Origin of the sequence: Maribacter flavus, from assembly GCF_008386635.1 — a bacterium.
Lineage (GTDB): Bacteria > Bacteroidota > Bacteroidia > Flavobacteriales > Flavobacteriaceae > Maribacter > Maribacter flavus.
In genome coordinates this window covers 534,964-559,600 of record NZ_VUOE01000001.1, presented here as the reverse complement: position 1 = coordinate 559,600, position 24,637 = coordinate 534,964, and the positions used below count along the sequence as shown (strand labels likewise).

The following is a 24,637-nucleotide window of genomic DNA, read 5'->3' as shown; positions in this document are numbered from 1 at the left end:
CTCTGCTAAACTAGATAAGTACAATTTAAGGATACATAAATTTTATGTTTTATGAAAATACTCCATAGTTTTTGGTCAAAACCTGCGCTAAATAAATACATTAATTTAGATAAATTTGATGGCGGCTGGAGACATCCAAAATACCATTTGATGAGTTGGGCCCTAAGTTGTTTGAGTTTTAAAAAGCATTATGGGAAAATAGAACTTGTGACTGACATAGAAGGTAAAAGTATTTTAATCGAAAAACTAAAATTACCTTATTCCAATGTAAGGGTTGAGCTTGATAGCCTTAACCACTATCCTCCTCAACTATGGGCGATTGGTAAGTTGTATTCATACGGTATTCAGGAAGAACCATTCATTCATGTAGACGGTGATGCCTTTATATGGGGAAAGATTGGGGCAAATGTTGAAAATTCTGAGTTAATTGCCCATCATGCAGATGATGCTGAATATCACTATTTTAATGCTATGGAGCATATCAAAGAAAGGAATTTCAGATTACCACAATTTCTTATGGATGATTTTAAAAGGTACAAGAAATTTAATACGTCTAGCGCAGGAATTATTGGTGGTAATAATTTTAAATTCTTTAAAGAATATTCTAAAAAGGCCTTTGATTTTATTGATGCCAATCTACACCTTATTAATGGAGATTTGAATGGTACGTGGTTCGCTTTGATTTATGAGCAGTATTTTTTCAGCGTCATGGCTAGAGAAAAGCATTTAAAAATTAATCATGTGTTTACTACTGATGAAATTACTAAACTTAATTTTGTAAGTTTTTTGAATAAATATGGCCCTATTAAATATGTTCATTTGCTAGCACATATGAAGTCAAGTATTGAGTATTGTAGACGGATGGAATTGCAACTAATCTTGGAGTATCCTGAATATCATAAAAGAATAATAGAATTAGTTTGAATCACCTCGACACTTTAGCAATGAAAAACGAAAATATACATTTCGAGAGAACTTTAGCTATATACGAAACATTGTGCACGAAATTAAACGGTAATTTTGAACCATCTTGGCGGATATTTTATAAAAATCAAAGAACTTTGAATTCGCAAGTAAAGAATTTTTTAACCCAAATTGAAATTACTCAGCGGGATTTGCTAAATGAAATATTCCAAATTGAAACGGTTAAATTCAAATTAAGGAATACATCAAATGAGATTGAAAGAATTTTTCACGAAGAAAAGGAGCTTGCTAGAAAGGGAGATAATTATCTTAATATGAATTTCAAAGATTTAAAAGATTTGTTTTTCAGAATTAACCCAAGAGTGCAAATTTTTGTTTCAAATTGGGAATGGGTTTGTCATGAAAATAGAAAGAAATCATTTGAGTTTATAAAAAATGTCGCAACTAAAAAAAGTGAATATTACTTTTTGCTTGAGAGAACAGGAACCTTTGATGATAAATTAAATAGTAATGTATTTGAGATTGCTTTGTCCGAGTTTGAATATATACTATTGAATCAATTTACAACGAAAAGAAAAATAGGGGGGGTGTATGATGATTTCAAAAAATTATTTAATTATGAAAATGAAATCGAGGAAGGGAATCTTGATGAGTTGATTATTTTCTTGATTAGAAAAATTATTTTTAAAACATATATCATACCCAATTAGGGATGTCACTACTGTCTAAACATTTAAATAGAAAACGGATTATCACTAATAAATGATTGATAATCCGTTTTTAAAAATAGATGTATTGAATTGTTAAACATTCAACATCCAACTACCATTGTACATTCACAAGTGAAAGTTACGGCTGAACAACCACATGAAGTTTGTGTTTCTCCAGTACAACCATTTTGTCCTCCATAATTTTCACTTGCTCCACCAACAATCTGTTGCTGAACTGATTTGTTAAGTTCACTTACCTTTCTTTTGTTTAAACTTAGCAAGATGTTTTTCTTTTTTTTCATAATTAAAAATTTTGATTATTCTTACAATATATAAGAAAAAACTTACTTATATTAGAGTATATACGTTAATAAATTGTTAATAGTAATAATCAAAAGTAGTATTATTCTTTAAAAATTTATTTGGTTTATTATTTTCAGTGTTTAATCTTATAATTTAAAAATGGAGGATGAAAAATATTTGCAAAAACATTTAAGTGAAATAAGTCTGATAATTGAAAGAGAATACAAATCAATGCAGGATGTGGGGATTCTAGGGGGAATTTCGGGTTGTGCTTTGTTCCAATTTTATTACGCTAAATTTTTAGATAGTGATTACCATTCGAATCTGGGGATTGATATTGTAGCATATTGTATAGATAAAATCAATGATGGTTACTCATTTCCTTCATATTGTTCTGGAATAGCTGGTTTGGGATGGGCAATTCAACATTTACAAAATGAAGGATTTGTAGAACTAGATTCTGATGATTTGCTTTCTCAATTTGATGGGTTTCTCTTTGAACGAATGAAGTTTGACCTTATGCAACATGATTTGGATTTTTTACATGGTGCGATTGGATATGGATATTTTTTTTTAAAACGTTTTTTAAGTACTAAAAGCGATAACTTAAAAGTTAGATATCAAGATTATTTGAAGGAATTGGTAAATGAATTGAATGTTCAAGCTATATCTGAGTCTAACAAACTAAAATGGGAATACATTTTAGACAAAAAAACAAAGGAAAAAGGTTATAATTTTAGTTTGGCGCATGGCATGTCCAGTATTATAAATTTTCTTTCAAGGCTGGTTCAGTTTGAAAATTTTAATGAAATCTCCAAGGAACTAATTTACGGATCAGTTAATTATATCTTAGAATTTGAAAATACAAATAACTCCTTTTATTTCCCTTATGTAGTTGAAAATAAGAAGCCAATTGAAACTAATGGTCGTGTCGCTTGGTGTTATGGGGATTTAGGAGTAGGATTATCATTGCTGAAAGCGAGTAAGGCTTTAAATAATTCTTTTATTAAGAATAAGGCTTTGAAGATTTTACAAAATACCGCAAAAATTAAAGAACCCGATAGGACTAAAGTAATAGATGCAGGAATTTGTCATGGTTCATTTGGCAATGCAAGAATATTTCAAAATCTATATAAAAATAATCCTGAATTAGAATTTAAGGACGCTCATTTATTCTGGATGAAAGATGGTCAGGCAAAGGCTAACCATAATGATGGTTATGCAGGTTACAAACATTGGAATGGACTTGAAAATAAATGGATTAATAATTTGTCAATTCTTGTGGGAATATCGGGAATAGGTTTAACCATTATTGATTATCTATCGAAAGATTTTAACACTTGGGATGAATGTTTAATGATAAGCTAAATATTAATGTATACTATTGAAAATCCATATAAACCTTTTCCAAATTTTGTTTTAAGAACTCCAATTTTCGACTTTAATATTTACCGAGAATTAACAAAGGATGATATACTAACTACCGGAAAGCTAAAAGAAATTTATAACAATATTCTAATTAAGGATGCCTGTTTCTTGGCTTCTCCGACATTATATTTTGAATTGGAGAAATGGTTAGGCGGGAGCTTGGAGCCTAAAAAAGAGAGAAAAATTCAATATTCCTTTTTGAAGTACCTAACTAGGATGACTACTCGCTGCACTCCTTTTGGTCTTTTTGCCGGATGTAGTTTAGGGGAAATAAGTGATTCTACCATCATTGAAAATAATTTACCCCATTTAAATATTAGGCATACTCGTTTGGATATGAACTATCTTGTTTCACTTTCCCAGGACCTATCTGATAAAAACAAAATTCGTTGGGAATTATTGTATTTCCCAAACAGTAGTATTTATAGTTCGGGTACTCAGCTGAGGTATATAGAATATTATTATATAGACAGTAAAAGGCATCATCATATTGTGGAAGTTGATAACTCCGAATATCTGCAAGAAGTTCTTATTATGGCCAAATCTGGGGCTTATTTGAATGATTTGATTGAAATCCTAGTAAAAAGAGAAATTCCCTACTTGGAATCTAAAAACTTCATAATTGAATTGTTGGATTGTCAAGTATTAGTAAGCGAATTAGAGCCATCAGTTTCTGGCCCAGAGTTTATGACTCAAATTATTGACGTACTAGGTAAGCTTGAATCTTCAATAGAAGAAGTTGAATTTTTGAAAACAATTGAATACAAATTGGAGCTTATTGATAAACAAATAGGAAATAATCCTGAGAAATACCTTAAACTCAGTGAATATTTAAGTAATTTCCATACCACCTTCGAACTTAAATATCTATTTCAGACCGATTTGGAACTTAAACCTCTTAAAAATACAATCTCAAAAAATATTGTTGATTCGGTAAAAAGGGGCATGATACTTTTGAATCAAATGACTCCATCAGTTGAGGAAAGTAATCTTTCTAAATTCAAAGACGCCTTTTTTGAAAGATATGGAGAAAGGGAAATGCCACTTTCGAAGGTTTTAGACATAGAAACTGGTCTGGGCTATTTACAGGAACAAAGCAGAGGGGATGTTAATCCATTAGTTGATGATATTAGTTTACCCACGAAACAAGACGCATACAATACTTTGAAAGTATACCATAATAATATATTAAAAATCCTAGAAAGAAAATTAATTGAAGCGGATAAAAAAGGACTAAACAAAATAATCCTTACCGAACTTGAATTTGAGGATTTTCCTTCGCATTGGGAAGATTTGCCGGATACCATGTCGTCTATGATTCAAATTATAAATGATGAAGGTTCGGAAAAAATTAAATTCTCAGGAATTTCGGGATCAAGTGCCGCCAATCTAATAGGTAGATTCTGTCATGGAGATTTTAAATTACTGTATTATACCAAGAGCATAGTAGAATACGAAGAACAAATGAACTCTGATAAAATACTTGCAGAAATTATCCATCTACCAGAAGCGAGAGTAGGCAATATCCTTATGCGCCCCTCCTTTAGGAAATATGAAATTCCCTTTTTGGCAAAATCCAATGCGCCTGTAGAAAATCAAATTCCTTTAAGCGACTTGTTTATTTCGGTTCGAAATCAACGGATAGTATTACGATCTAAGACAATTGGGAGAGAAGTAATACCACATTTAACAAACGCTCATAATTTTACTTCCAATGCTATTCCCATATATCAGTTTTTATGCGATATGCAAACTCAAAATCTACGTAATGGAATTTATTTCAATTTTGGATTTCTTGATGACAATCGAACTTTTTTGCCGAGGGTGGAGTTCGAAAATTTAATATTGCATGAGGCCAAATGGAAAATACAGAATAACAATATTAAGGAGATTTATGAAGACATTTACGATATCAACGCACTGAAAGAAAAAGTAAAAATTTTAAAAAAGAAATATAGGTTGCCACAATATGTTTTATTAAAGGATGGTGACAACGAACTTTTAGTAAATTTGGAAAATACTACCTCGGTACAAATGCTTTTGGATACAGTAAAGAATAGACGTGAATTTATTCTAACTGAATTTTTATTTGGCCAAGATGGAATAGTCAAGTCTGCTAATGGCTATTACACACATCAAATATTACTCTCTTTTTACAATGCGAACAAGCTAAAAAACTAAAAGTTTGAATATCATGGTTAATGAGCCAAGAAGAAATTTTTGTGTAGGTAGTGAATGGGTGTACTATAAAATATTTACAGGATATAAAACTGCGGATCTTGTTTTAACCGAGATTATAAAACCAATTACAGAACAATTATTACAGGAAAATAGCATTAATAAATGGTTTTTTATCCGTTATTCTAATCCGGAACACCACCTTAGGATACGTTTTCTTTGTAGTGACCAAAATGTAATTGGCAAAGTTATTTCAAAGTTGTATATCCCATTAAACCAGTACATGGGAAAAGATTTGATTTGGAAAATTCAGTTAGATACATATAACAGAGAAATTGAAAGGTATGGAACTGAAACTATTGAACTTTCAGAGAACTTATTCTATTATGATAGTGATACGACAATTAAATTTCTTGACCTAATTGAAGGAGACGAAGGAGAGCAGCTACGTTGGTTGTTTGGGCTTAAGTCCATTAATCATCTTCTAAACTGTTTTAATTATTCTCTAGAAGAGAAAATGAATTTGATGGAAATCCTTAAAACAGGATTTGGTCAAGAGTTTGGGATGTCCCGCCCGTTAAAAAAACAATTAGATGATAAATTTCGAGTTCAAAGAGTTAGAATAGAGGAATTTATGCTTTTCACTGAAGAGAATAAACTAGAATATGCTCCCATCATTAAACTACTAGAAGAAAATGAAAAAAAAACACGTCCTCTTGCTAAACAAATTCTTCTCATTCTAAATAAAGGAAGTCAGGAAACGAAGCTAAATAATTTAATGAGTAGCTATATACATATGCTTATGAACAGATTGTTTAAGTCCAAAAATCGTCTTAATGAAATGGTCTGCTACGACTTTTTGTTTAGATACTATACCTCAGAAATTGCAAGGATAAAATATAACGATTAATTAAAATTATATTTATCCACTTAAAATATGGTCAAAAACACCAAGTTATTGAACCTACGTTATGACCTATTAGTAAAATTTCTGAACTGATAAAATATTCGTTGAAGAATTGAAAGTTCCTCAATTACAATTTCTGCTGTACCTTGCATTTCTTGCTTGAACTGAATTTTTTTATGATACGAGGTTCTAAGGTTTTTCAAGGCTACATAAATAGTGTAGTAGGCTGAATCCTTTCCCTGTTTAGGTACTTCGGATATATTAATTATTTTTCCGCTTAAATTACCCCATTCTTCGAAAGGGTAGTTTGAAAGCTTTATTATGACCTTTTGGCCCACTTTAACCTTTCCTGAATTCCGAATGGGTAAGGAAACGCGTCCAATAATTTCTTCAAAATCGACGGGGACAACGGTGAAAAGGGTTTCTCCCAAATTTACATTTTGATATTGGTTCCATATATCAAAAACAGTTACCGTACCATTTATCGGACTTTTAAGAAGGTATTGCTGTTCCCATAGCAATAGTTCATTATTTAAGACTTGATATGTCTTGTCCAATTCCTGTTTGTACATATTTTCAAATTCCTTGCTTTGAATGTCAGATTTAGTCAATAATTTGTTAAAATTTGCTATCGCGATTTGTGTATTTGCTATACTGGTTAAAAATCCTTCAAATCGTTGTTTGTCACTTAAATATTGCCTTGAAGCATTTTCAAATTCAGATTTTGAAATAACTCCCTTTTTAAAAAGGGTTTCACTTCGGCTATAACTATCTTTAGAAAGCTCCAAGTCTTCCTCGAAAATTTTCTTTTGAATTTTCTGCTTTTCTAGAAAGTTTAATTGTTCTTTGAGTTGATTCGCTATCATAATTGATTCTCTTTCATTTGGCATTAGGCTGCTAAAAAGAATAAAGTTTTGATATTGAGTAAGAAATTCTCCGTAAGCTAATTGAATATTTCCCAAATCTAAGTAGGGAGGAAATGTATTATTTAACGAATCTAAATTTGTGATTCCAACATTAAAATTTTTCAGCTTATAATTTAAATATTGGACATCTTCCAATTTTGCGGTATTCTCTATTTCAGCCAAGACTTCATTTTTTTCAACTTCCTGTCCATGTGTTACAAAAATATTGTTAATTCGTCCTGAACTGTTCGCTTTAAGGTATACTGGTGGATTTTTGCTGGTAACGATGATTTTTGCAGAGATTATATCATTATAACTTATTAAAGTGGAGCCAGCAATTAGTAAAATAACGATTACAAAAACGACAGAAATTCCCACACTAACTATCCAGTTGGGAGCTTTACCCAAGATTTCGCGAACTTGATCTGAACGTTCGTCAAATTGATCAATTTTCATTGCAGTATTTATGTAATTATCATTTATTCTATTAATTCCCTAATTCTAGCTGGTTTTTAACTAAAGAATAATACATGCCTTTATTATTCGTAAGTTCCTTATGATTGCCACTTTCGATAATTTTCCCGTTATCTAGTACGATTATTTGATCTGCATTTTTTACTGTACTGAGCCTATGGGCAACGACTACAACTGTTTTACCTTTATAGAATTTTTCCAATTTGTCCATAATTGTTTTTTCATTATTGGCATCCAATGCACTGGTAGCTTCATCAAAGAAAATATAATTTGGATTTTTGTAAACGGATCTAGCTATTAAGATACGTTGTTTTTGTCCTCCGCTTATATTAATACCACTGCTTCCTATTTTTGTATTAAATCCTGAAGGTAATTTTTCGATGAAATCTTCAATATTTGCAATTTCCACTGCATTTAAAAGTCGACTCTTTTTTGAGATACCAACAGAGTCTGATTCTGTTATATTTCTTGCTATTGTATCTCCAAAAAGAAATCCATCTTGCATAACACTACCGCATTTCTTTCTCCAGTATTTAGTGCTTATATTTTGAAGATCTATTTTGCCAACAGAAATTTTTCCCATTGTTGGAGAATAAAATTTCAACAATAATTTAATTAAAGTAGTTTTACCACTTCCACTAGCACCAACAATTGCTGTAACTTTCCCCTCCGGTATTGACAAATCAATATTTTTAAGAACCATAGGGGAATTTCGCCCTCCATATTGAAAGCTTAATCCTTTTATTTCTATATTCTTATTAGAAGGTAATTCCCGGATTATATACTCGTCAGGCAGTTCCTCATCATCCTTTGAATGTATTTCAGAAAGACGTTCCAGACTTATCTTGGCATCTTGTCCTGTTTGGATAAAAGTGATGAAATTATTTATTGGAAGATTTAATTGACCAATTATATATTGTACTGATAACATCATTCCAAGAGTTAAGCTTCCATCGATTACAGATTTGGCAGCTATAAACGTAATTAGTATGTTTTTTAGTTCGTTAAAGAACTGTCCACCTGTATTTTGCGTTTGAGAAAGGGCTAAACTCCTAATTGAAACTTTGAATAATTTGACCTGTATAGCTTCCCATTCCCATCGTCTTCTTCTCTCAGATCCATTTAGTTTGATTTCCTGCATGCCAGATATTAATTGATAAATACTACTTTGGTTATCAGCAGCCTGATCAAATCGCTTATAATCCAGTTCCTCTCTTTTTCTTAAGAACAATAAGGTCCATCCAATGTAGATAATTGAACCAAAGAAGAAAATCGTAAATATGGTTAAGTTATAATATGCTAAAATGATTCCAAAAACGACAAGATTAAAAGCAGAAAAAAGTGTGTTCAACGTCGTGCTGGATAAAAAATCTTGAATTCTATTATGATCATTAATACGCTGTATAATATCACCTGTATTCTTCGAATCGAAAAATGAAATGGGCAACCGCATTAATTTGATCAAAAAGTCAGATATTAAATTTATATTAATCCTACTTGTCATGTGTAAAAGAATCCAACCGCGAACTAAATCTACAGTAGTTTGTGATAGAAAAAGAACAAGTTGGGCTATAAGAACTATATAGATAAAATTCAAATTCTGGTAATTGATGCCATAATCTACTACAGCCTGAGTAAGAAATGGAAATATCAATTGAAGAATACTTCCGGTTAATAGACCTAATAAAAGCTGGTATATATATTTCTTATATGGTGTGAAATACCAAAAAAGAAATTTGAATCCGTAATTTTTACTTTCTTCCAATTCGCTTTTATGAAACTTGGGGGTAGGCTCCATCAAAAGAAGATAACCCTCGCTGCTATCATCGAATTTCTTTCCAATCCATCCGCTAATAAATTCTTTTTTTGAATATTTAATTAATCCGTGAGCGGGATCAGCAACATAAACGGTATTTCCTTTTATTTTATACACAACTACAAAATGTCGCTGACGCCAATGCGCTATGCAAGGAAATGGAACTTCCCGCCGCATATTTTCAAAATCCAAACTTACGGCCAATGTATGAAGCCCTATTTCCTCAGCAGCTTCTGAAATGCCACCAAATGAAACACCTTCTTTTGTAATATTAGATTTGTTTCTCAGGTAGTCAATTGAAAATGATCTTCCATAATATTTTGCGACCATACGCAAACAGGTAGGCCCACAATCCATTTGATCTAATTGTCGAAAAAAGGGAAAGGGCTTGCTAAACATTATAAGAAATAGAAATTGTCAACATACTCTAGTAAAAAATGTTCAATATTTCTATTCATTATACCTATTTTTTAGCTTTATCGCTATTTTCAGAAACTTTTGATAATTGCACATGTTTCTATTATTAATTAAGTTGTTTCTCAAAGGTATTGCCTGGTTTGAAAAGAATCTCATACTAATATTTTTGGGCTGTCGTAGAGAATGTTCAAAGCACTGAAACAAGATTTACAATAATTCGATTAAAGTCGAACTTAGATAAATTCTATTTTAATATATAATCACCATATACGCTGCTTTTACTTTTGAAAATTTTTTACTGAAATCAATATTATTCAAACAACTGACCTATAATCCTTTTAATTCAAAATTTTAACAATTGTAATATGACCAAAAATTAAACGGATAACCTTTATGGATTATTAAAATATAAACTTAAGAAATTACTTACAAATGGAATAATATTTTAAATGCACTAACTAATAATATCGTACAAATAGGACATAAAATATGTGCTCTTATTGAAAACAAAAAGGATGTATCAGAATTAATTTTAACAACTTTGCTATAATATGATTATAAATATTAAATCTTTTTTGATTTGAGTAAAGAACCAGATGTTGTTTTTCCTCTCTTGCCAGTTAAGTAAGAAAATTTTCATTTTTAAACTTTAATAAGTAACTAATTCTTCAATATTAAATTAATTAGAATATCTATTAACTATATATTGTTATGATTAATCTAGACATATTTTGCCTAGTTTTAAAACCTTTTACCTGACTAAGCCAATTTAGATTTAATTTATCTTTCATTTTGAAAGATAGCAAGCGGGAACCATGCGTTGCAGTGGTTCCCGCTTGCGCCTGCGGCGGGCCAACGCAGGCATAGCCTGCTTTCAGAGGTATTTACGGAATTATATCAATTTATAATTTTCCTATAACGAACAGTGCAACCAGTTGATTTTCAACACCCAATACTATAAAGTCCTTGCACCCTACCTAATTATCTTCAATTCTTCAATGATTCTGATAACCAGGGAATTAGAAGGGTAAACATGCACCGCGAACCAAAGTGCAAGGGATTCGGAGGTTCAAAAAAAGACATTTGAGAAAAGGAACCGACATGCGGAAGAAGAGTATTATCGTCAGCGAAAGAAGCCATAGGGAACTCAAAAAACTGGCCCAAGAGCATAATAGGAACATAGGAAGGTTTACCGAGGAAATGATCTTCTATTTCCAAAAAACGGGAACCGACCCCCAAGCGTTAAAAGGGAAAAATGCCAGCGAGATGATCAAGGTCATCGATAGGCGTATAGTTTCCTTCTTTAAGACCCAGGAATCGGAAATCCTTTATCCCATTCAGGCGCAATTGAACAAGAACGGGGAGCGCACCGACTTTCTTTTCAAAAAGCTTATCGAGGAACTGAACAAGATTTTTGAGCGGATAAAATTTGGGGGATGATGCCCGTAAGTATCGTTCATACCACTTCCCAAGATAATAAGGGCAGTTGCTCCAAATACGGACATTACCTGAATAAGGAAAATAAGGTTCTGAGGAAGGAGGGCCTTGGACATCGGCAACAATTTTTCTTCGACCAGAAACAAAACAGGCTCACGACCATTGAGGCAATTGATACGGTAGACAGGAATAGCAGAAATAAGGGGCTGGCAAAAAAACAGGACCGATATTTTACGATGACCCTGAATTTTAGCAAAAAGGAGTTGGCACATCTTACATCGACCTTGGCAAAAAGACCCATCAGGGATATTGCCGAATTGGACGATAAGGAGTTAAAGGACTACAATGAGGTTATCCGATTGTTTGCCCGAAGGGCCATGCGAAATTATGCGGACAACTTTAATAAGGGAATTACCGAGAAGCAGCTTGTTTGGTTTGCCAAGATTGAGCACCGGAGATATTATAAGGGAACCGATAAAGAGGTCATGGTCGGCAAGGCCAAAAGTGGGGAGCGTAAAGAGGGATTACAGACCCATGTACATATTACCGTTTCGAGAATGCACAAAGAATATCGGATAAACCTAAGCCCCTTGGCCAATGCCCGAACTAGCAAGAACCTGGTCCTGAACGGAAAAAAGGTAAATGGGGGATTTGACCGTTCCAAATGGAAACAAAGGAACGAGGACACTTTTGACGAGATGTTCAAGTACAAGAGGGACCTGGAGGAAAAATTTGAGACGCTTCGTGTTTTAAAACATGGCACTCTAGAAGATAAAAAGGTGTTGAAATTGGCCATACAAAAAGAAAAGGACCAAACCCTAGAAAATCGCTCCAAATCAGATGAAATAATAAGACCGAAGAATATTCAAAAAGAGAGAATAAAAAGTAGGAACAACCAAATTACAAGATAAGCGTATGGACAAGTCGGTATTTATGGAACTGCTGATGGGAGGGACGCACCCCATCATACATTTGTTGATGCGCTTTGTCGCTTTTGTGGTCTACTTTCTGTTTTTAAAGCGTGTCTGTAGGATGCACTTTTTTCTGGCACTCTTTGTTTCTTTTCCCCTAACCATATTTTTTCCTTTGGTTCTTTTTGTACCATCTTTCGTCCTGGGCTGGGCTGTCTATCGGATATACGCTTTGGTACGTTCCCTATTTAAGAAAAGCCAAGTTGTACTCGATGAGGTTCAGGATAGTCCCGAGGGCTTCCTTTTTTCGGTTGATGACAAGAACGTTTTGTTGGAGAATCCATATCGGGGTATTTACATCCAAGGAGGGGCGGGGAGTGGAAAGACTATTTCATTGATTCACCCCATAGTAATACAGGCCGTCGCCAAAAACTATTCTGGAATATGTTATGATTTTAAATCCCCGGAATTAACACAATTGCTATTTGCTAACTTGAAAAAGGGTGAAGGGATAGTCCGACCTTATTTTATCGATTTCAAGGAAGCCCGAAGAAGCGCACGAACGAATCCCTTACAACCCGAACTGTTACCTAAAATTGCTTATGCCCACGAATATGCCCAGACCTTGATGTACAACCTATCCCCCAAGAACATAAAGAACGAGGATTATTGGATGATGGAGGCCAAAAGTGTGCTTACCGGGCTTATTTGGTATCTGAAATCGGAACATCCCAAATATTGCAGCCTTCTCCATGTGATAAGTTTGATATTGCACACCGATATCTCCCAACTGTTGGAACGGATATCGGCAGATCCGGAAGCGTCTGGTTTTATGGCCAGTTTAAATCAGGCAATACAAAATGAAGCCTCCAACCAATTGACAGGGGTCGTGAGTACCTTGCGCACCAATTTGGCGAAGCTGAACACGCCCGATATTTTCTGGATACTCTCCGGAGACGACCTTGATTTAAACATCAACGACCCGCTAAACCCAAAATTCCTTTGTATCGGCAATGAAAGTACCTTGGCTGAAACCTATGCCCCCGTAATTTCCCTGCTTATTTCCGTTTCCTTAAAACAAATGAATCAACCGGGTAAGCATAAGGCGGTGGTATTGGTGGACGAGCTGCCTACCCTTTATATCAATAAACTGGAACAGACCCCTGCTACGGCCCGAAGCAATAAGGTGGCGACGGTCTTGGCCTGTCAGGATTTTAGCCAACTCGTAGACCGATACGGAAGGGACAAGGCCCAGGTTATGCTGTCCAACATGGGAAACCAGTTTTACGGAAGAACGGTCAATAAGGATTCCGCACAGATGATAACCCATATTTTCGGCAAGGCGGACAAAACGTTTAAGACGACCAGTCATGGGGATAATTATTATCAATCCTCCATTTTTGGAAAGCACACCAATTCTTTGAACAAAAGTACCAATGAAACCGTTCAAGAACGGGACCGAGTAAAAACCACCGATATAATGAATCTTCGACCAGGGGAATTCTATGGTCTAATAGCCGAAGGCAATGAGAGGGAAATCTTAAAATCTGAATTTGGAATCAATAAGAGGTTAGGAGATAGTGGTTTCGATTTTCCAATTAGGGCAAGTGATCTGGACATTCAGGAGAATTACCAAAAGATTATTTGGCAGGCTAAAAGTATCTTCGAACCTATGGCTGAAAAAGATGAAAGTTTTATTCGATTTTAGTTTTTCTCTTCGATTGCAATAGATTGAATTAGAAAGTTGAACCATAAAACTCCTCAATAGCCGCAATTTCTTCATCATTCAATTCATCAAACTCCTTGTCCCGCTTATTCTTTGAAAGTTTGCCTTCATTCTGATTTAGGAATTTAATTAGAAGGTCGACCTTAGTATCAGGTAGGGTTACAACGGAATTGATAAAGTTGGTCATTAGGTCGTACTTTTCTAAAAAGTCCAACTCTTCAGGAATAATCTTTTCGATAGTTTCTTCTACACATTCATATAGAAATTCAGCTTGACGAGTTGCATCAAAATAGCGGTATAGATCAATCGTTTCATTGGTGATTTCAACGTTATGATCTGGAGTTGGTTTCCATTCGATCAAATCAAGTAGAGGAGAGGAGTAGGCCTCCAAAACATCTTGATATTCCCCGATACGGTTCAGGATAGCTGCGGATATTGGAAAAATCATCTCCCGTTTAGTGTACCCCATTTTGACCAATATATGATGTATCAAATACCTATGGATTCTGCCATTTCCATCGGAAAAAGGATGTATGAACACAAAGCCAAATGCAATGCTTGCCGCCGCCAAAACGGGGTCATAGTCACTATCTTGAAGTCTATTGTTTGTGTCGATGAGTCCTTGCATCAGCGAAGTCAAATCACTTGCCTTTGCAGAAATATGATCGGGCATAGGCAGAAAAGATTCACGGTCATGTTCGCCGATAAAGCCTTCTCCTATACGGATTCCCATATGCTTTAATTTCTTCGTGCCTATAACAATATCCTGTAAGCGCTCCAATTCATCTACGGACAAAGGTTTTTTTCCTGCCTGCCCAATAGCCTTGCCCCAATTTCTTGCTCGCAGGTTGGGAGGATATTCACCCTCGATCGCAAAAGATGCCTTGGAATCTTTTAATAATAGAAAGGCGGCCGTTCTGCGGATTAAATCCTTATTTCTTCCTTTCAAGCCCTTTTCCATGAGTTCAGGAAATTTGGTTGCCGTAAAACTTTCCAATTTTTCGGTCCTTCGAATTAATGGACAAAATTCAGGAGTACCAGGAAGATTGTTTTTTACGCGATGCCGGGTACTGTTTTCAATTGGGCCCTCATATTGTAGTTTTGGATTGATGATTTCTACATAGTTGCCTACCTTCAAATCGGGAATGTCAAGTTGTTTGCCCAATAGCCATTCATAGAGGAACCAAATGCGTCGTGAGTATTGACCGGTGGGTTCGTTCTTCATCATGGTCTTTACAAGGCCATCACCGGCATAAAGAAAGAATTCCTTTAAGATTAGTAAATCAATGCCCTCGTATTTTAACGCGAATGTTAAATGGGACATTTCATCTTTTGAGGGCATATAACGATTGGCGAATACTTGCCATTGTTCGGTATTGTAGCGTTGTTGCTTATCAGTAACCATTGCCAGAACATCGGGGGTTGGTAAACGTCTACCTGTATGCTTTTCCAAAATTTGAAGTATGAAGGCATAGCCTACTAAAACGCCCTCTTCAGGCATGACTCTACCATGAAAAGTGATTACTTTGCGTGAAAATCGATTACTTTTTGACATTAATCATGAAATATGATTACAAATATAGTATGAAAAATGATTACTTTCCATGAAAAACAATTACTTTTTATAGTTTATCATGAAAAATGATTACAGATAGTTCGTATTTAAATGTTTTCCACGTTCCTGCGGAAGTTGAAAAACTAACACCTTCAAGCCTACCCGAGCGGACACGCTTTACTGGTCCGCCATTGGTCGTCTTTTCGGTTCCGGTTTTTCAACACCCTCGAAACCGCTCATAAACACAAACGAACCCTTTTGGCGTTCGTTTTCATTTATTTTCCAGCGTTTTTGGGATTTATACATTTAGGTTTTCAGTACGAAAGCACTATTTAGTTTTAATCCCTTCAAGACTACCCAATTTTGCAGTAAAACCCCAATTATATTTTTGACGATTATCTCCAGACAACATAAAAATCAATTCGTTCGATCCTTTTTTAAGGTCGAGTGGAATTTGTTCGTCATTAACAAATACCCTACCTTCTTTACCCTTATCTTGGGGAGGTTGAAAGTTCATTCCCTTATCAAAGAGAACTTTGGAATTCATCAAAACAACTAAATGGTCGGCGTAGTCGAAATGCAGGTCAACCGTCCTATCGGAATCGGATATCAAAGTGTTTGTCAAGAGGACCGTTTTCGTCATATCCTCATAAAATCGGCTTATATCAATTAACCCATCTATATCGGCTTCAATTCTTTTAGAAAATCCTTTTATTGCTTTTAACGAATCTACTTGGTCAAGAAAAGCAATAGAATCTTTGACAAATGGCTCTGATGCTTTCCAACGATTTAGGTAGGAGTTAGGCAAAGTTTTGTTGGCAATTATATTATTGTTTTTCGGTGCTTGTATTTCTTTAATAGATACATCGCTAAAATAAACTTGGTCGAAATCACTGATTAAACTTATGCCTCCAGAATCCAAAATGCCTTTTAAATTGTTTATCGTGAAGCTTGGAGAATCCATATCTTCAATATAGATGGACATTTTATTCGCAATAACCACCAACCTTACATGAATCCATGTGCGAAAATCCAGTAGTTTAAATCCATCTATTTCTTTCTCTATCAATAATGCCTTTTTATCCTGAGGATCAAAAATATATTGAATTCCTTCTTGAGTGAAATCAATTAATGACTCTTGAGAGAAAGAAATCCCATTTTCTTTCAAGTAGCCCAATAATTCATTGTTTACAGTTCCCTTAACCAGGGTGGTTTCAAAAGACAAGGGCAATTTGGCTACTAATTCTTTTGGGAAGTCGGCCTTTCCTTCATATTTGGGATAATTGTATAGCTGCCATGGAAGACTACCATTGTAAATTGGAACGTACTGCAGAGCATCTTCATATCCACTCATTGGAACTCTTAGATACAGATATTCGAAGGTTTTCTTGTCCTTTATCCTGAATCCCACTCCTGGAAATTGGCCATTACAGTAAAATTCTAGCTCAAAGTTTTTAAATTTTAGTTCCTTCAAAAAAGCAGTTTGGCCCGGTTCCAAAAGAATTGAATTTCTACCCTTATGTGGTGTAGTCTTAATTTCGGAAGGAGAACCATCGTCATTCTCTACAGTCCAATACTTATCGATAAATGGAAATGATTCGTTTTGGTCATCATTCATTTTTTCTTGAGCATAAGAGGGTCTAAAAAGAATAATAAAAATGACAAATAAGGCATGACAACTTGTTTTCATAATAAAAATCTATTTTTGAATTGATGATAGTCTAATTTATTGACTAGAAACAAAAAAGGTGACTAAGGCCCAGTTCAAATCCGTTCAAGTTTGTTCACATAAGCGCAGAGGCATTTATGAAAGACCATAAAGAATTTATTAAAGAGAGCTTTAAGCTCATTGAACGCAAACTGTCCAAAGGGAACATCCATAGCTGGGAGACTAGGGATTATCAAGCATTGAGCGAATCAATCCAAAAGGAAACGGGTACTTTGCTGAGTGTGTCAACCTTAAAACGGCTGTCAGGCAAAGTCAAATACGGCTCAAGGCCCAATACGGCAACCTTGAACGCACTTGCCCAATATGTTGGTTTTAAGGATTGGAGAGCTTTTGTACAGGATTCAGAAGCAAGTAATCCTCCAATCCAAATACTTACAAAAGCGAAGAGTCGGAATACCAAAATTCTATTGATTCTTTTACTGGTTTTGACCGCATCAACCCTCGCTCTTTTCGTGATTGAAAAGAATAAACTCTCATATAAGTCCGACGATTTCGTTTTTAAGGGTAAATCGGTAACGACCGGATTACCGAATTCAGTTGTGTTCAATTTCGATGCCTCTGTTGCTGACGATGATGCCAAAATAGAAATACAACAAGATTGGGACAAACGAAAACGTACTCTAGTCAATAAAAATGACTCTGTTTCCACTAGTATTTATTACTGGCCGGGATATTTTAAGTCCAAATTGGTCATAGACGATACTATTGTTAAAGAACACGATATATTAATCCCGACTGCGGGTTGGCTAGGAATGATTGAACAAGAGGAACAACCCATTTATTTGGACTCAATGGATATTTACCGGGACAAAAAACTAGCTATTTCAAAAGAAACCCTGCTGGTTCATAACGTAGACCCTAGTGTGGAAAAGGTAGTTGTAGGCTTTTATCTTGTAAAGGATTTTGGGGAGATTTATACCGATAATTTTGAAATGAATGCTTCCGTTCGCAATGAATATATAGATGGACTTAGTGGAGCTTGTCAACGCGTAACTGTTCTTGTTCTATACGATGGGGGTGCTATAGGGATACCATTATCCAAAAGCGGGTGTATTTCCGAGTTGACTTTGATGACTTTCGAGGATTATGTAGATGGCAAAAAAAGCGATCTTTCAGGGTTTGGGGTTGATTTTTCCAAGTATGTTGCACTAAAGTGTATTTCAAAAGACCAAAAATTCAACATATTCATAGATGACAAACCCGTATATCATTTTAAAGTTCCAGAAACTCCGAAAAAAATATACGGCATTTGTATTTATTTTGAGGGGTCGGGTTCCATTCAACATGTTTCTTTTGAAAATGATAGTTCTACACTGTATAATTCAAATTTCAATCTTAAGAAGAAGAGAATTTCAAATTGACTGTAGGATAAACTAAATATTGAACACCCATAGAAAAATGATAGTCGGTTTTTGAAAACCTAAACAAAAACCGTTAAATACCACTTGCATTTATCTATGCCTTCTAAGAACCTATTTTTTTGAAACTGAAATACCTTCCTTCCCTAGTTGTCCAAGATTTTGCTTTGCAAGCTCCGAATTCCAAATGAAACGCCAAATGCCAAGATTTGGCTTATTCATTTAAAATCCGGTGGACGCTCGCCATCAAAATCTTATAACAATGGAAAGAGCGAACGAAATTCAAATCAGTTACAAAAACAATGGAAGTGCCAATCAATTAAAAATTACCGATGCCAGTAGTGCCAACAATATTATAATGGATTCCTGGGATAGAAACACCATTGAATTATTTGAAACATTTAAGGTGGTCTATCTTAATAACTGCAACACCGTAAAAGGAATCTGTACCATTTCAACAGGAGGAATTTCCGGTACCATCGTCGATATCCGCTTGATATTTGCAACGGCCTTAAAGACCTTGTCCACTGCCATCATCCTAACACATAACCATCCCAGTGGAGTCGTAGTTCCTAGTCAAGCCGATATTCAACTGACCCAAAAAATAGTCAAGGCAGGGGAGTTATTGGATATCAAGGTACTGGACCATATCATCGTCACCCCTCATGGCTCATTTTACAGCTTTGCGAATGAGGGGAGAATCTAGCCCAAGTTTTTTAAGCAGGTTTTTAATCATGGTTCTTTACAAAAAGCGGATTTTGTTAAGAGTTCTGATTTTTTAAGTGACAAAACAGGGAGTTTAATAGCCGTTTTTTAAGCAATGTCCGATTGGTATAATGAAAAAAGTATAATTAATTGATGCCTGTAATTTATTAGTTGTGACTCCATACAAGTAGCAATTGATTAAAAAAATGATGAGATAACCTTGAAAAAAATTATTAAAGTTTAATTTTTATATCGTTTGTAGCAAAAATTGAAATGTCGTAATTTTCTGATTAAATCAGAACCATTTTAATATCAAATACAAATATTGCTTTTTTTGTCAGAGAATAGGTTTTGAAGATTACAAAAATTGATAAGCCCGCGCCTATTTAGCATGATAGACATAAACTGGAATAATTTCAAGGCAAAATTTAACGGCAAAGAAACAAGCACATTTGAAAATCTTTCATATCAGTTATTCTGTAGCGAGTTTGAAATAAACGAAGGGATTTTTAAATTCAAAAATCAAACTGGTATTGAAACAGAACCTATAACCAAGGGCGACGATATTATAGGTTTTCAATCAAAATTCTACGATACAAAATTATCGGATAATACATCTGATTTGATCGACTCGGTTAAAAAAACTAAAAGGGAAAATCCTGACATTACCAAAATTCATTTTTATTTAAACCAAGAATTCTCTGAAAGTTCAAAGAAAGGAGTTAAAAGTCCTAGTTATAAATTAAATGTTGAAGCAGTAGCTAAGGAACTTAATATAACTTTAGAATGGAAAGTACCAAGTCACTTTGAAAGACAGCTTGCATTACCTAAAAATGATTATTTAGCACATTACTTCTTCGGTTTAGATAATAATATAATTGACTTTCTAAATAATGTCAATGAACATACAAATAGGCTATTAATTCCTATTCAACAATATATTGAATTCAATAAACAAAGGATTAGAATTGATAGATCAGACATAGTTGATAAAATTGAAAATAAAACAGATGATAAGGGAATAGTAATTGTTAATGGTAATGGAGGTTGCGGAAAAACAGCTATCGTGAAAGAGCTTCACATCAAATGTAAAGACCTAACCCCCTTCTATGTTTTTAAAGCTACAGAATTTAACATAAATAATCTCCAATCATTTTTCGGACAATATGGGAATTTCACAATCAAGGACTTTATTGATGCTCATGAAGGTGAGAAAAAGAAAGTTATCGTTATTGACTCCGCTGAAAAAATTTCGGATTTAGAAAACCAAGAACCATTTAAAGAGTTTATTTCTGCCTTCATTGATAACTCATGGAATTTACTCTTCACAACAAGGTCAAGCTATTTGGATGACCTTCGGTTTCAGTTTATTGAAGTATTCCGTTTGACTTTTGAACAAATAGATATTGATAATTTGAATGAAAGTGAATTAGTTCAACTAAGTAGTCAATTTAATTTTAATCTGCCAAGTAATAGTAGATTGAAAAAATTAATTGAAAATCCATTTTATCTTAATGAATATCTAAAAAATTATGATAACCTAAGTAGCTCAATCAATTATTCCCAATTCAAAAACATTCTCTGGTCTAAAAAAATCCAAAATTCCGCTTACAGAAAAAATAATTTTCATTTGGACAGAGAAGAATGTTTTCTAAGCCTTGTAAAAAAAAGAAGTAGTAGCGGTTCTTTTTTTGTCAAACCTGATGATTGCCTAAATCAAGTATTAGCTGCATTACAAACGGATGAGGTAATTGGGTATGATGATTTAAATGGAGGGTACTTTATTACTCATGATATTTATGAAGAATGGGGGTTGAATCTTTTAATTGATAGAGCCTATTCAGCTTCTAAAGACCATACCTCTTTTTTATCAAACATTGGTACGAGTCTTCCGATTAGAAGAGCTTTTAGAAATTGGTTGTCGGATAAGCTGATTGATAAAATTGATGACATCCAAACGTTAATTGAAGAAATTTTTCTTGATGATTCCTTAGAATCTTTTTGGAAAGACGAACTGCTCGTCTCAATATTATTATCAGAATATTCCAACGAGTTTTTTAATCAATTTGAAAGTCTAATTATCGAAAACGATTTTAGCAACTTAAAGAGAATTGTATTCCTTTTAAGAATTGGTTGCAAAGAAGTGAATACTAAAACGTTGGGTTTATTAGGGCTGCCAAAAAATTTGGATTACGTATTTACAAAACCAAAAGGTACGGGTTGGGAATGCGCCATACGCCTAATAAAAGACAATTTAGCCTTTATTAAAATAGAGGATTTACCATTTATTATCCCTTTATTAGAAGAATGGAATAGTGATTTCAAACAAGGAGAAACTACTAAGGAAGTAAGTCAAATCGCATTGAATTTTTACAATAAGGTTCAGGCTGATGATGGTTATCATAATGATTTTGAAGAGAAATTAGTAAAAATTATTTGTAATGGAGCCTCGGAAGTTAAAGATGAACTAGCAAATATTTTTGATGAGGTTTTAGATAAAAATTGGACTAGGCATGGCGATCCTTATTATGAATTATGCTCAGCGATATTAGAACCAAAATTAGTAGCGATCCATGTTATAAATACAATCCCGGAACACGTCTTAAAATTAGCAGATAAGTTCTGGTTTAATTCAAAAGAAATCGATGATTCTCCGTATTATCATTCTATGGAAGTTGAACAATATTATTCAATAGACACAAGTGCGAAAAGTGAATACTTCCCTGCAAGTTCGTATCAAACTCCTATTTATTGGTTGTTACAATGTTCTCTTAAAAGTACAGTTGATTTTATCTTGAATTTTACAAATAAAACAATTGATAATTATGCAAAATCTGGTTTTGACAAGGGTTTAGAACAAATAGATCTTGTCCTAAATAATGGAGAAAAGCACACTCAATTTATAAGTTCATCATTATGGGGTATTTATAGAGGGAGCGGCTCACCTGTTACTCCATATTTATTACAATCAATTCACATGGCATTGGAGAAATTTTTTTTAGAAACAACTAAAATGTCCAAGTCCGAAAACATTGAAAATTGGTTGATTTATTTGATTAAAATGTCCAAGTCTGCCTCCATTACAGCAGTAGTTACCAGTGTCGTTCTAGCTTTTCCTGAAAGGTTTTTTAATGTAGCCAAAATTCTTTTCTCTTCGCATAGACTTTTTAGTTACGATAAAATGAGATCTACTTCAGAATATCAATTAAAAAGTCTCTATTCAATTGGTTATGATACAAGCATACAGGGTCAAAGTTTCAGAAATGAAAGAATAAAAACTTGTGATGATTCACATAGAAAAGATTCTCTAGAAGAATTAGCCTTGAAATATCAATATTTTGGTAGTGGAACCGAAGAAGAGTTTAAAAAAAGACAAAACACCATTTGGTCAATAATAGATAAGTTTTATCAGAGTTTGCCGAAAAAAAAGAACGATGAGACAGATGAGAACAAAACTATTAGGCTTCTATTGGCAAGAATAGATAGAAGAAAAATGAAACCTACTGTTGAAAGACAGGGTGACAATTTGCTAGTAAGTTTTAACCCGCAAATTGATGAAGACCTAAAGCAACATAGTATAGAGGCTACAAAGGAAGGTGTAGATAGTATGAAGTACTCTCCTTTGAAACTTTGGTCTATGCAAAAATTAAATGATTCTAAAGAATATGGAGATTATGAACAATATGAAAAGAAACCTAAGCAAGTTTTAAAGGAAACAAAGGAGATTATTGAACATTTAAAAAATGCCCACAACTATAGCTTTCATCTTTTTAATGCCTCAATTCCTTCCTATTCTTGTTCAACTTTAATAAAGCACTATGCAAATGATTTGACAAAAAAAGAAAAGGTGTTTTGTCGGGAAACTATTCTAATGTATGCTACAGCTCCTTTGAGACAAAACTATGAATATCAAATTTCAGATGGTGTAGAAGTTTCGGTAAGTGTCTTACCCTACTTAATTGATTTATTTCCTAAAGATGCAGATGAATTAAGTTTTATTATGCTTTTGGTTTTATTTGACACACATCCACTAGGTCATTACAAAAGATTGTGCGATTATTCTATTGAAGCAATAACTAGCACTTTATGGGATGTTTCACCAGATAACGCTAAGAAAATACTTTTATGCTTTTTAAAATTTAAGCCTCTTTTTAACTTATTAAAATTTGAAGAAATAACATTGGAAGAATCCAATGATACGGTAAAGAGAAGAAGAATGGTAAGACAAGCCCAACTCATAAAAGAATTTACCGATGAATATGAAAATCAAATAGAAGCGCATTTGAAAAGTAATATCATAATAGAAAATGTTGAAATTCAGAAATACCCATTAGAGGATTTGGACACTATTTTTCAGCTGATTCCAGTAAAAACTAATGATAAATATTTACTAAGTCTTATTTCTAAAATACTTCCAGTGTTTGCAAAAAAGCTTTTAGCTGATCGAAGAGATAGAAAGCTTGCTAAGCAAAGAGATAGAAGTGAGGATATTGACTTTGCATTAAGACGTAGGATTTTCAAAAAATACTCTTACTTCATACTCTATAGAGATTTGAATAGTGTTGATGAATATGTAAAACCATTTATTGATGAATATGTTAACACTGATGAGATGGCATCATTTTTAGAACAAATTCTATCAACTGAAGATAGAATAAATCAATACGATCAATTTTGGAAGGTGTGGAGAAATTTTAGGCAGAAAATTGTGGATTCAAGTAATGGCCGTAATTATTATTTTAATAAAATAGTACACAACTACCTTCTTGCTTGGCCTCATTGGAGAGAAGATGCCAAGAATTGGAGAAGTTTGAAAAACAAAGAGAAACAGTTTTTTAAAGATATAGTAAATGATATAGGTCATCATCCTTCCGTCTTTGATTCAATCGCTCAATTTCTAAATCAAATAGGTAGCGAATTTTTGAGTGATGGAATATCATGGATTACTGAGCTAGTAATAAAGAATCAGAATAATCAACTTAAAAAAAATACTATCTATTATACTGAGGTACTAGTCAGGAAATATATTTACTTCAATCGAACAAAAGTGAAACAAAACATTAGAACTAAAAACCAAATTCTTATCATTTTAAATTTCTTAATTACAAAAAGTTCGGTCAATGCATACTTATTAAGAGAAGACATATTATAAGA

16 protein-coding genes are annotated in these 24,637 nt (G+C 33.7%); 11 read left to right on the top strand and 5 right to left on the bottom strand.

Going from position 1 to position 24,637, the window contains the following annotated elements; translation table 11 throughout:
• The first annotated feature begins 51 nt into the window (after positions 1-51).
• Both F0361_RS02575 and F0361_RS02570 read left to right on the top strand, forming a co-directional pair.
• Complete coding sequence (locus F0361_RS02575) at positions 52-924, top strand: DUF6734 family protein (protein ID WP_154917095.1); 873 nt, start codon at positions 52-54, stop codon at positions 922-924.
• Positions 925-944: 20 nt separating this feature from the next.
• Positions 945-1,634 carry a hypothetical protein gene (locus tag F0361_RS02570; protein WP_154917094.1) on the top strand — a complete coding sequence of 230 codons (690 nt, stop codon included), beginning with the start codon at positions 945-947 and terminating at the stop codon, positions 1,632-1,634.
• A 101-nt stretch (positions 1,635-1,735) separates the two neighbouring features.
• Here F0361_RS02570 and F0361_RS02565 read toward each other — a convergent pair whose 3' ends face one another.
• A complete protein-coding gene (locus F0361_RS02565; protein ID WP_154917093.1) occupies positions 1,736-1,936 on the bottom strand; it encodes a class I lanthipeptide in 201 nt (66 codons plus the stop codon).
• Between the two features lie 160 nt (positions 1,937-2,096).
• Between F0361_RS02565 and F0361_RS02560 the strand changes: the two genes are divergently transcribed.
• From F0361_RS02560 to F0361_RS02550, 3 genes are read left to right on the top strand one after another with little or no spacing between them, the layout of a single operon-like run.
• A complete protein-coding gene (locus F0361_RS02560; protein WP_154917092.1) occupies positions 2,097-3,305 on the top strand; it encodes a lanthionine synthetase C family protein in 1,209 nt (402 codons plus the stop codon).
• A 6-nt stretch (positions 3,306-3,311) separates the two neighbouring features.
• Positions 3,312-5,546, top strand: a complete 2,235-nt coding sequence (locus tag F0361_RS02555) for a lantibiotic dehydratase family protein (protein ID WP_154917091.1) — start codon at positions 3,312-3,314, stop codon at positions 5,544-5,546.
• Positions 5,547-5,559: 13 nt separating this feature from the next.
• On the top strand, positions 5,560-6,453 hold the full coding sequence (locus F0361_RS02550; protein ID WP_161598193.1) for a thiopeptide-type bacteriocin biosynthesis protein: 894 nt from the start codon (positions 5,560-5,562) through the stop codon (positions 6,451-6,453).
• A 59-nt stretch (positions 6,454-6,512) separates the two neighbouring features.
• On the opposite strand, the gene F0361_RS02545 is transcribed toward F0361_RS02550, so the two are convergent.
• Both F0361_RS02545 and F0361_RS02540 read right to left on the bottom strand, forming a co-directional pair.
• The gene (locus F0361_RS02545) at positions 6,513-7,811 is read right to left on the bottom strand and encodes an HlyD family secretion protein (protein WP_154917089.1); all 1,299 of its coding nucleotides are present in this window, start codon (positions 7,809-7,811) and stop codon (positions 6,513-6,515) included.
• 31 nt (positions 7,812-7,842) lie between these two features.
• Positions 7,843-10,044, bottom strand: a complete 2,202-nt coding sequence (locus F0361_RS02540) for a peptidase domain-containing ABC transporter (RefSeq protein WP_154917088.1) — start codon at positions 10,042-10,044, stop codon at positions 7,843-7,845.
• Positions 10,045-11,145: 1,101 nt separating this feature from the next.
• Here F0361_RS02540 and F0361_RS02535 point away from each other — a divergent pair.
• The 3 genes from F0361_RS02535 to F0361_RS02525 are packed head-to-tail and all read left to right on the top strand — an operon-like array spanning position 11,146 to position 14,118.
• Positions 11,146-11,502 (top strand): BfmA/BtgA family mobilization protein, encoded by a 357-nt coding sequence (locus F0361_RS02535; RefSeq protein WP_154917087.1) that lies wholly within the window; start codon positions 11,146-11,148, stop codon positions 11,500-11,502.
• Positions 11,499-12,410: a DUF5712 family protein gene (locus F0361_RS02530; protein ID WP_154917086.1), complete on the top strand. Its 912-nt coding sequence runs from the start codon at positions 11,499-11,501 to the stop codon at positions 12,408-12,410. Before F0361_RS02535 ends, F0361_RS02530 begins: the two co-directional genes overlap by 4 nt.
• A 4-nt stretch (positions 12,411-12,414) precedes the next feature.
• The gene (locus tag F0361_RS02525; protein ID WP_154917085.1) at positions 12,415-14,118 is read left to right on the top strand and encodes a type IV secretory system conjugative DNA transfer family protein; all 1,704 of its coding nucleotides are present in this window, start codon (positions 12,415-12,417) and stop codon (positions 14,116-14,118) included.
• 28 nt (positions 14,119-14,146) lie between these two features.
• Here the strand turns inward: F0361_RS02525 and F0361_RS02520 are convergent, their stop codons facing one another.
• Positions 14,147-15,691, bottom strand: a complete 1,545-nt coding sequence (locus F0361_RS02520) for a Fic family protein (RefSeq protein WP_154917084.1) — start codon at positions 15,689-15,691, stop codon at positions 14,147-14,149.
• A gap of 328 nt (positions 15,692-16,019) precedes the next feature.
• Positions 16,020-17,381, bottom strand: a complete 1,362-nt coding sequence (locus tag F0361_RS02515) for a hypothetical protein (RefSeq protein ID WP_154917083.1) — start codon at positions 17,379-17,381, stop codon at positions 16,020-16,022.
• A 116-nt stretch (positions 17,382-17,497) separates the two neighbouring features.
• On the opposite strand from F0361_RS02515, the gene F0361_RS02510 reads away from it, so the two are divergent.
• From F0361_RS02510 to avs4, 3 genes are all read left to right on the top strand, one after another.
• Entirely contained in the window at positions 17,498-18,781 is a 1,284-nt protein-coding gene (locus F0361_RS02510; RefSeq protein ID WP_154917082.1) for a hypothetical protein, read from the top strand.
• A gap of 259 nt (positions 18,782-19,040) precedes the next feature.
• Positions 19,041-19,484: a JAB domain-containing protein gene (locus F0361_RS02505; RefSeq protein ID WP_099545601.1), complete on the top strand. Its 444-nt coding sequence runs from the start codon at positions 19,041-19,043 to the stop codon at positions 19,482-19,484.
• A gap of 390 nt (positions 19,485-19,874) precedes the next feature.
• Positions 19,875-24,635: an AVAST type 4 anti-phage nuclease Avs4 gene (avs4, locus tag F0361_RS02500; protein ID WP_154917081.1), complete on the top strand. Its 4,761-nt coding sequence runs from the start codon at positions 19,875-19,877 to the stop codon at positions 24,633-24,635.
• Positions 24,636-24,637 lie beyond the last annotated feature (2 nt).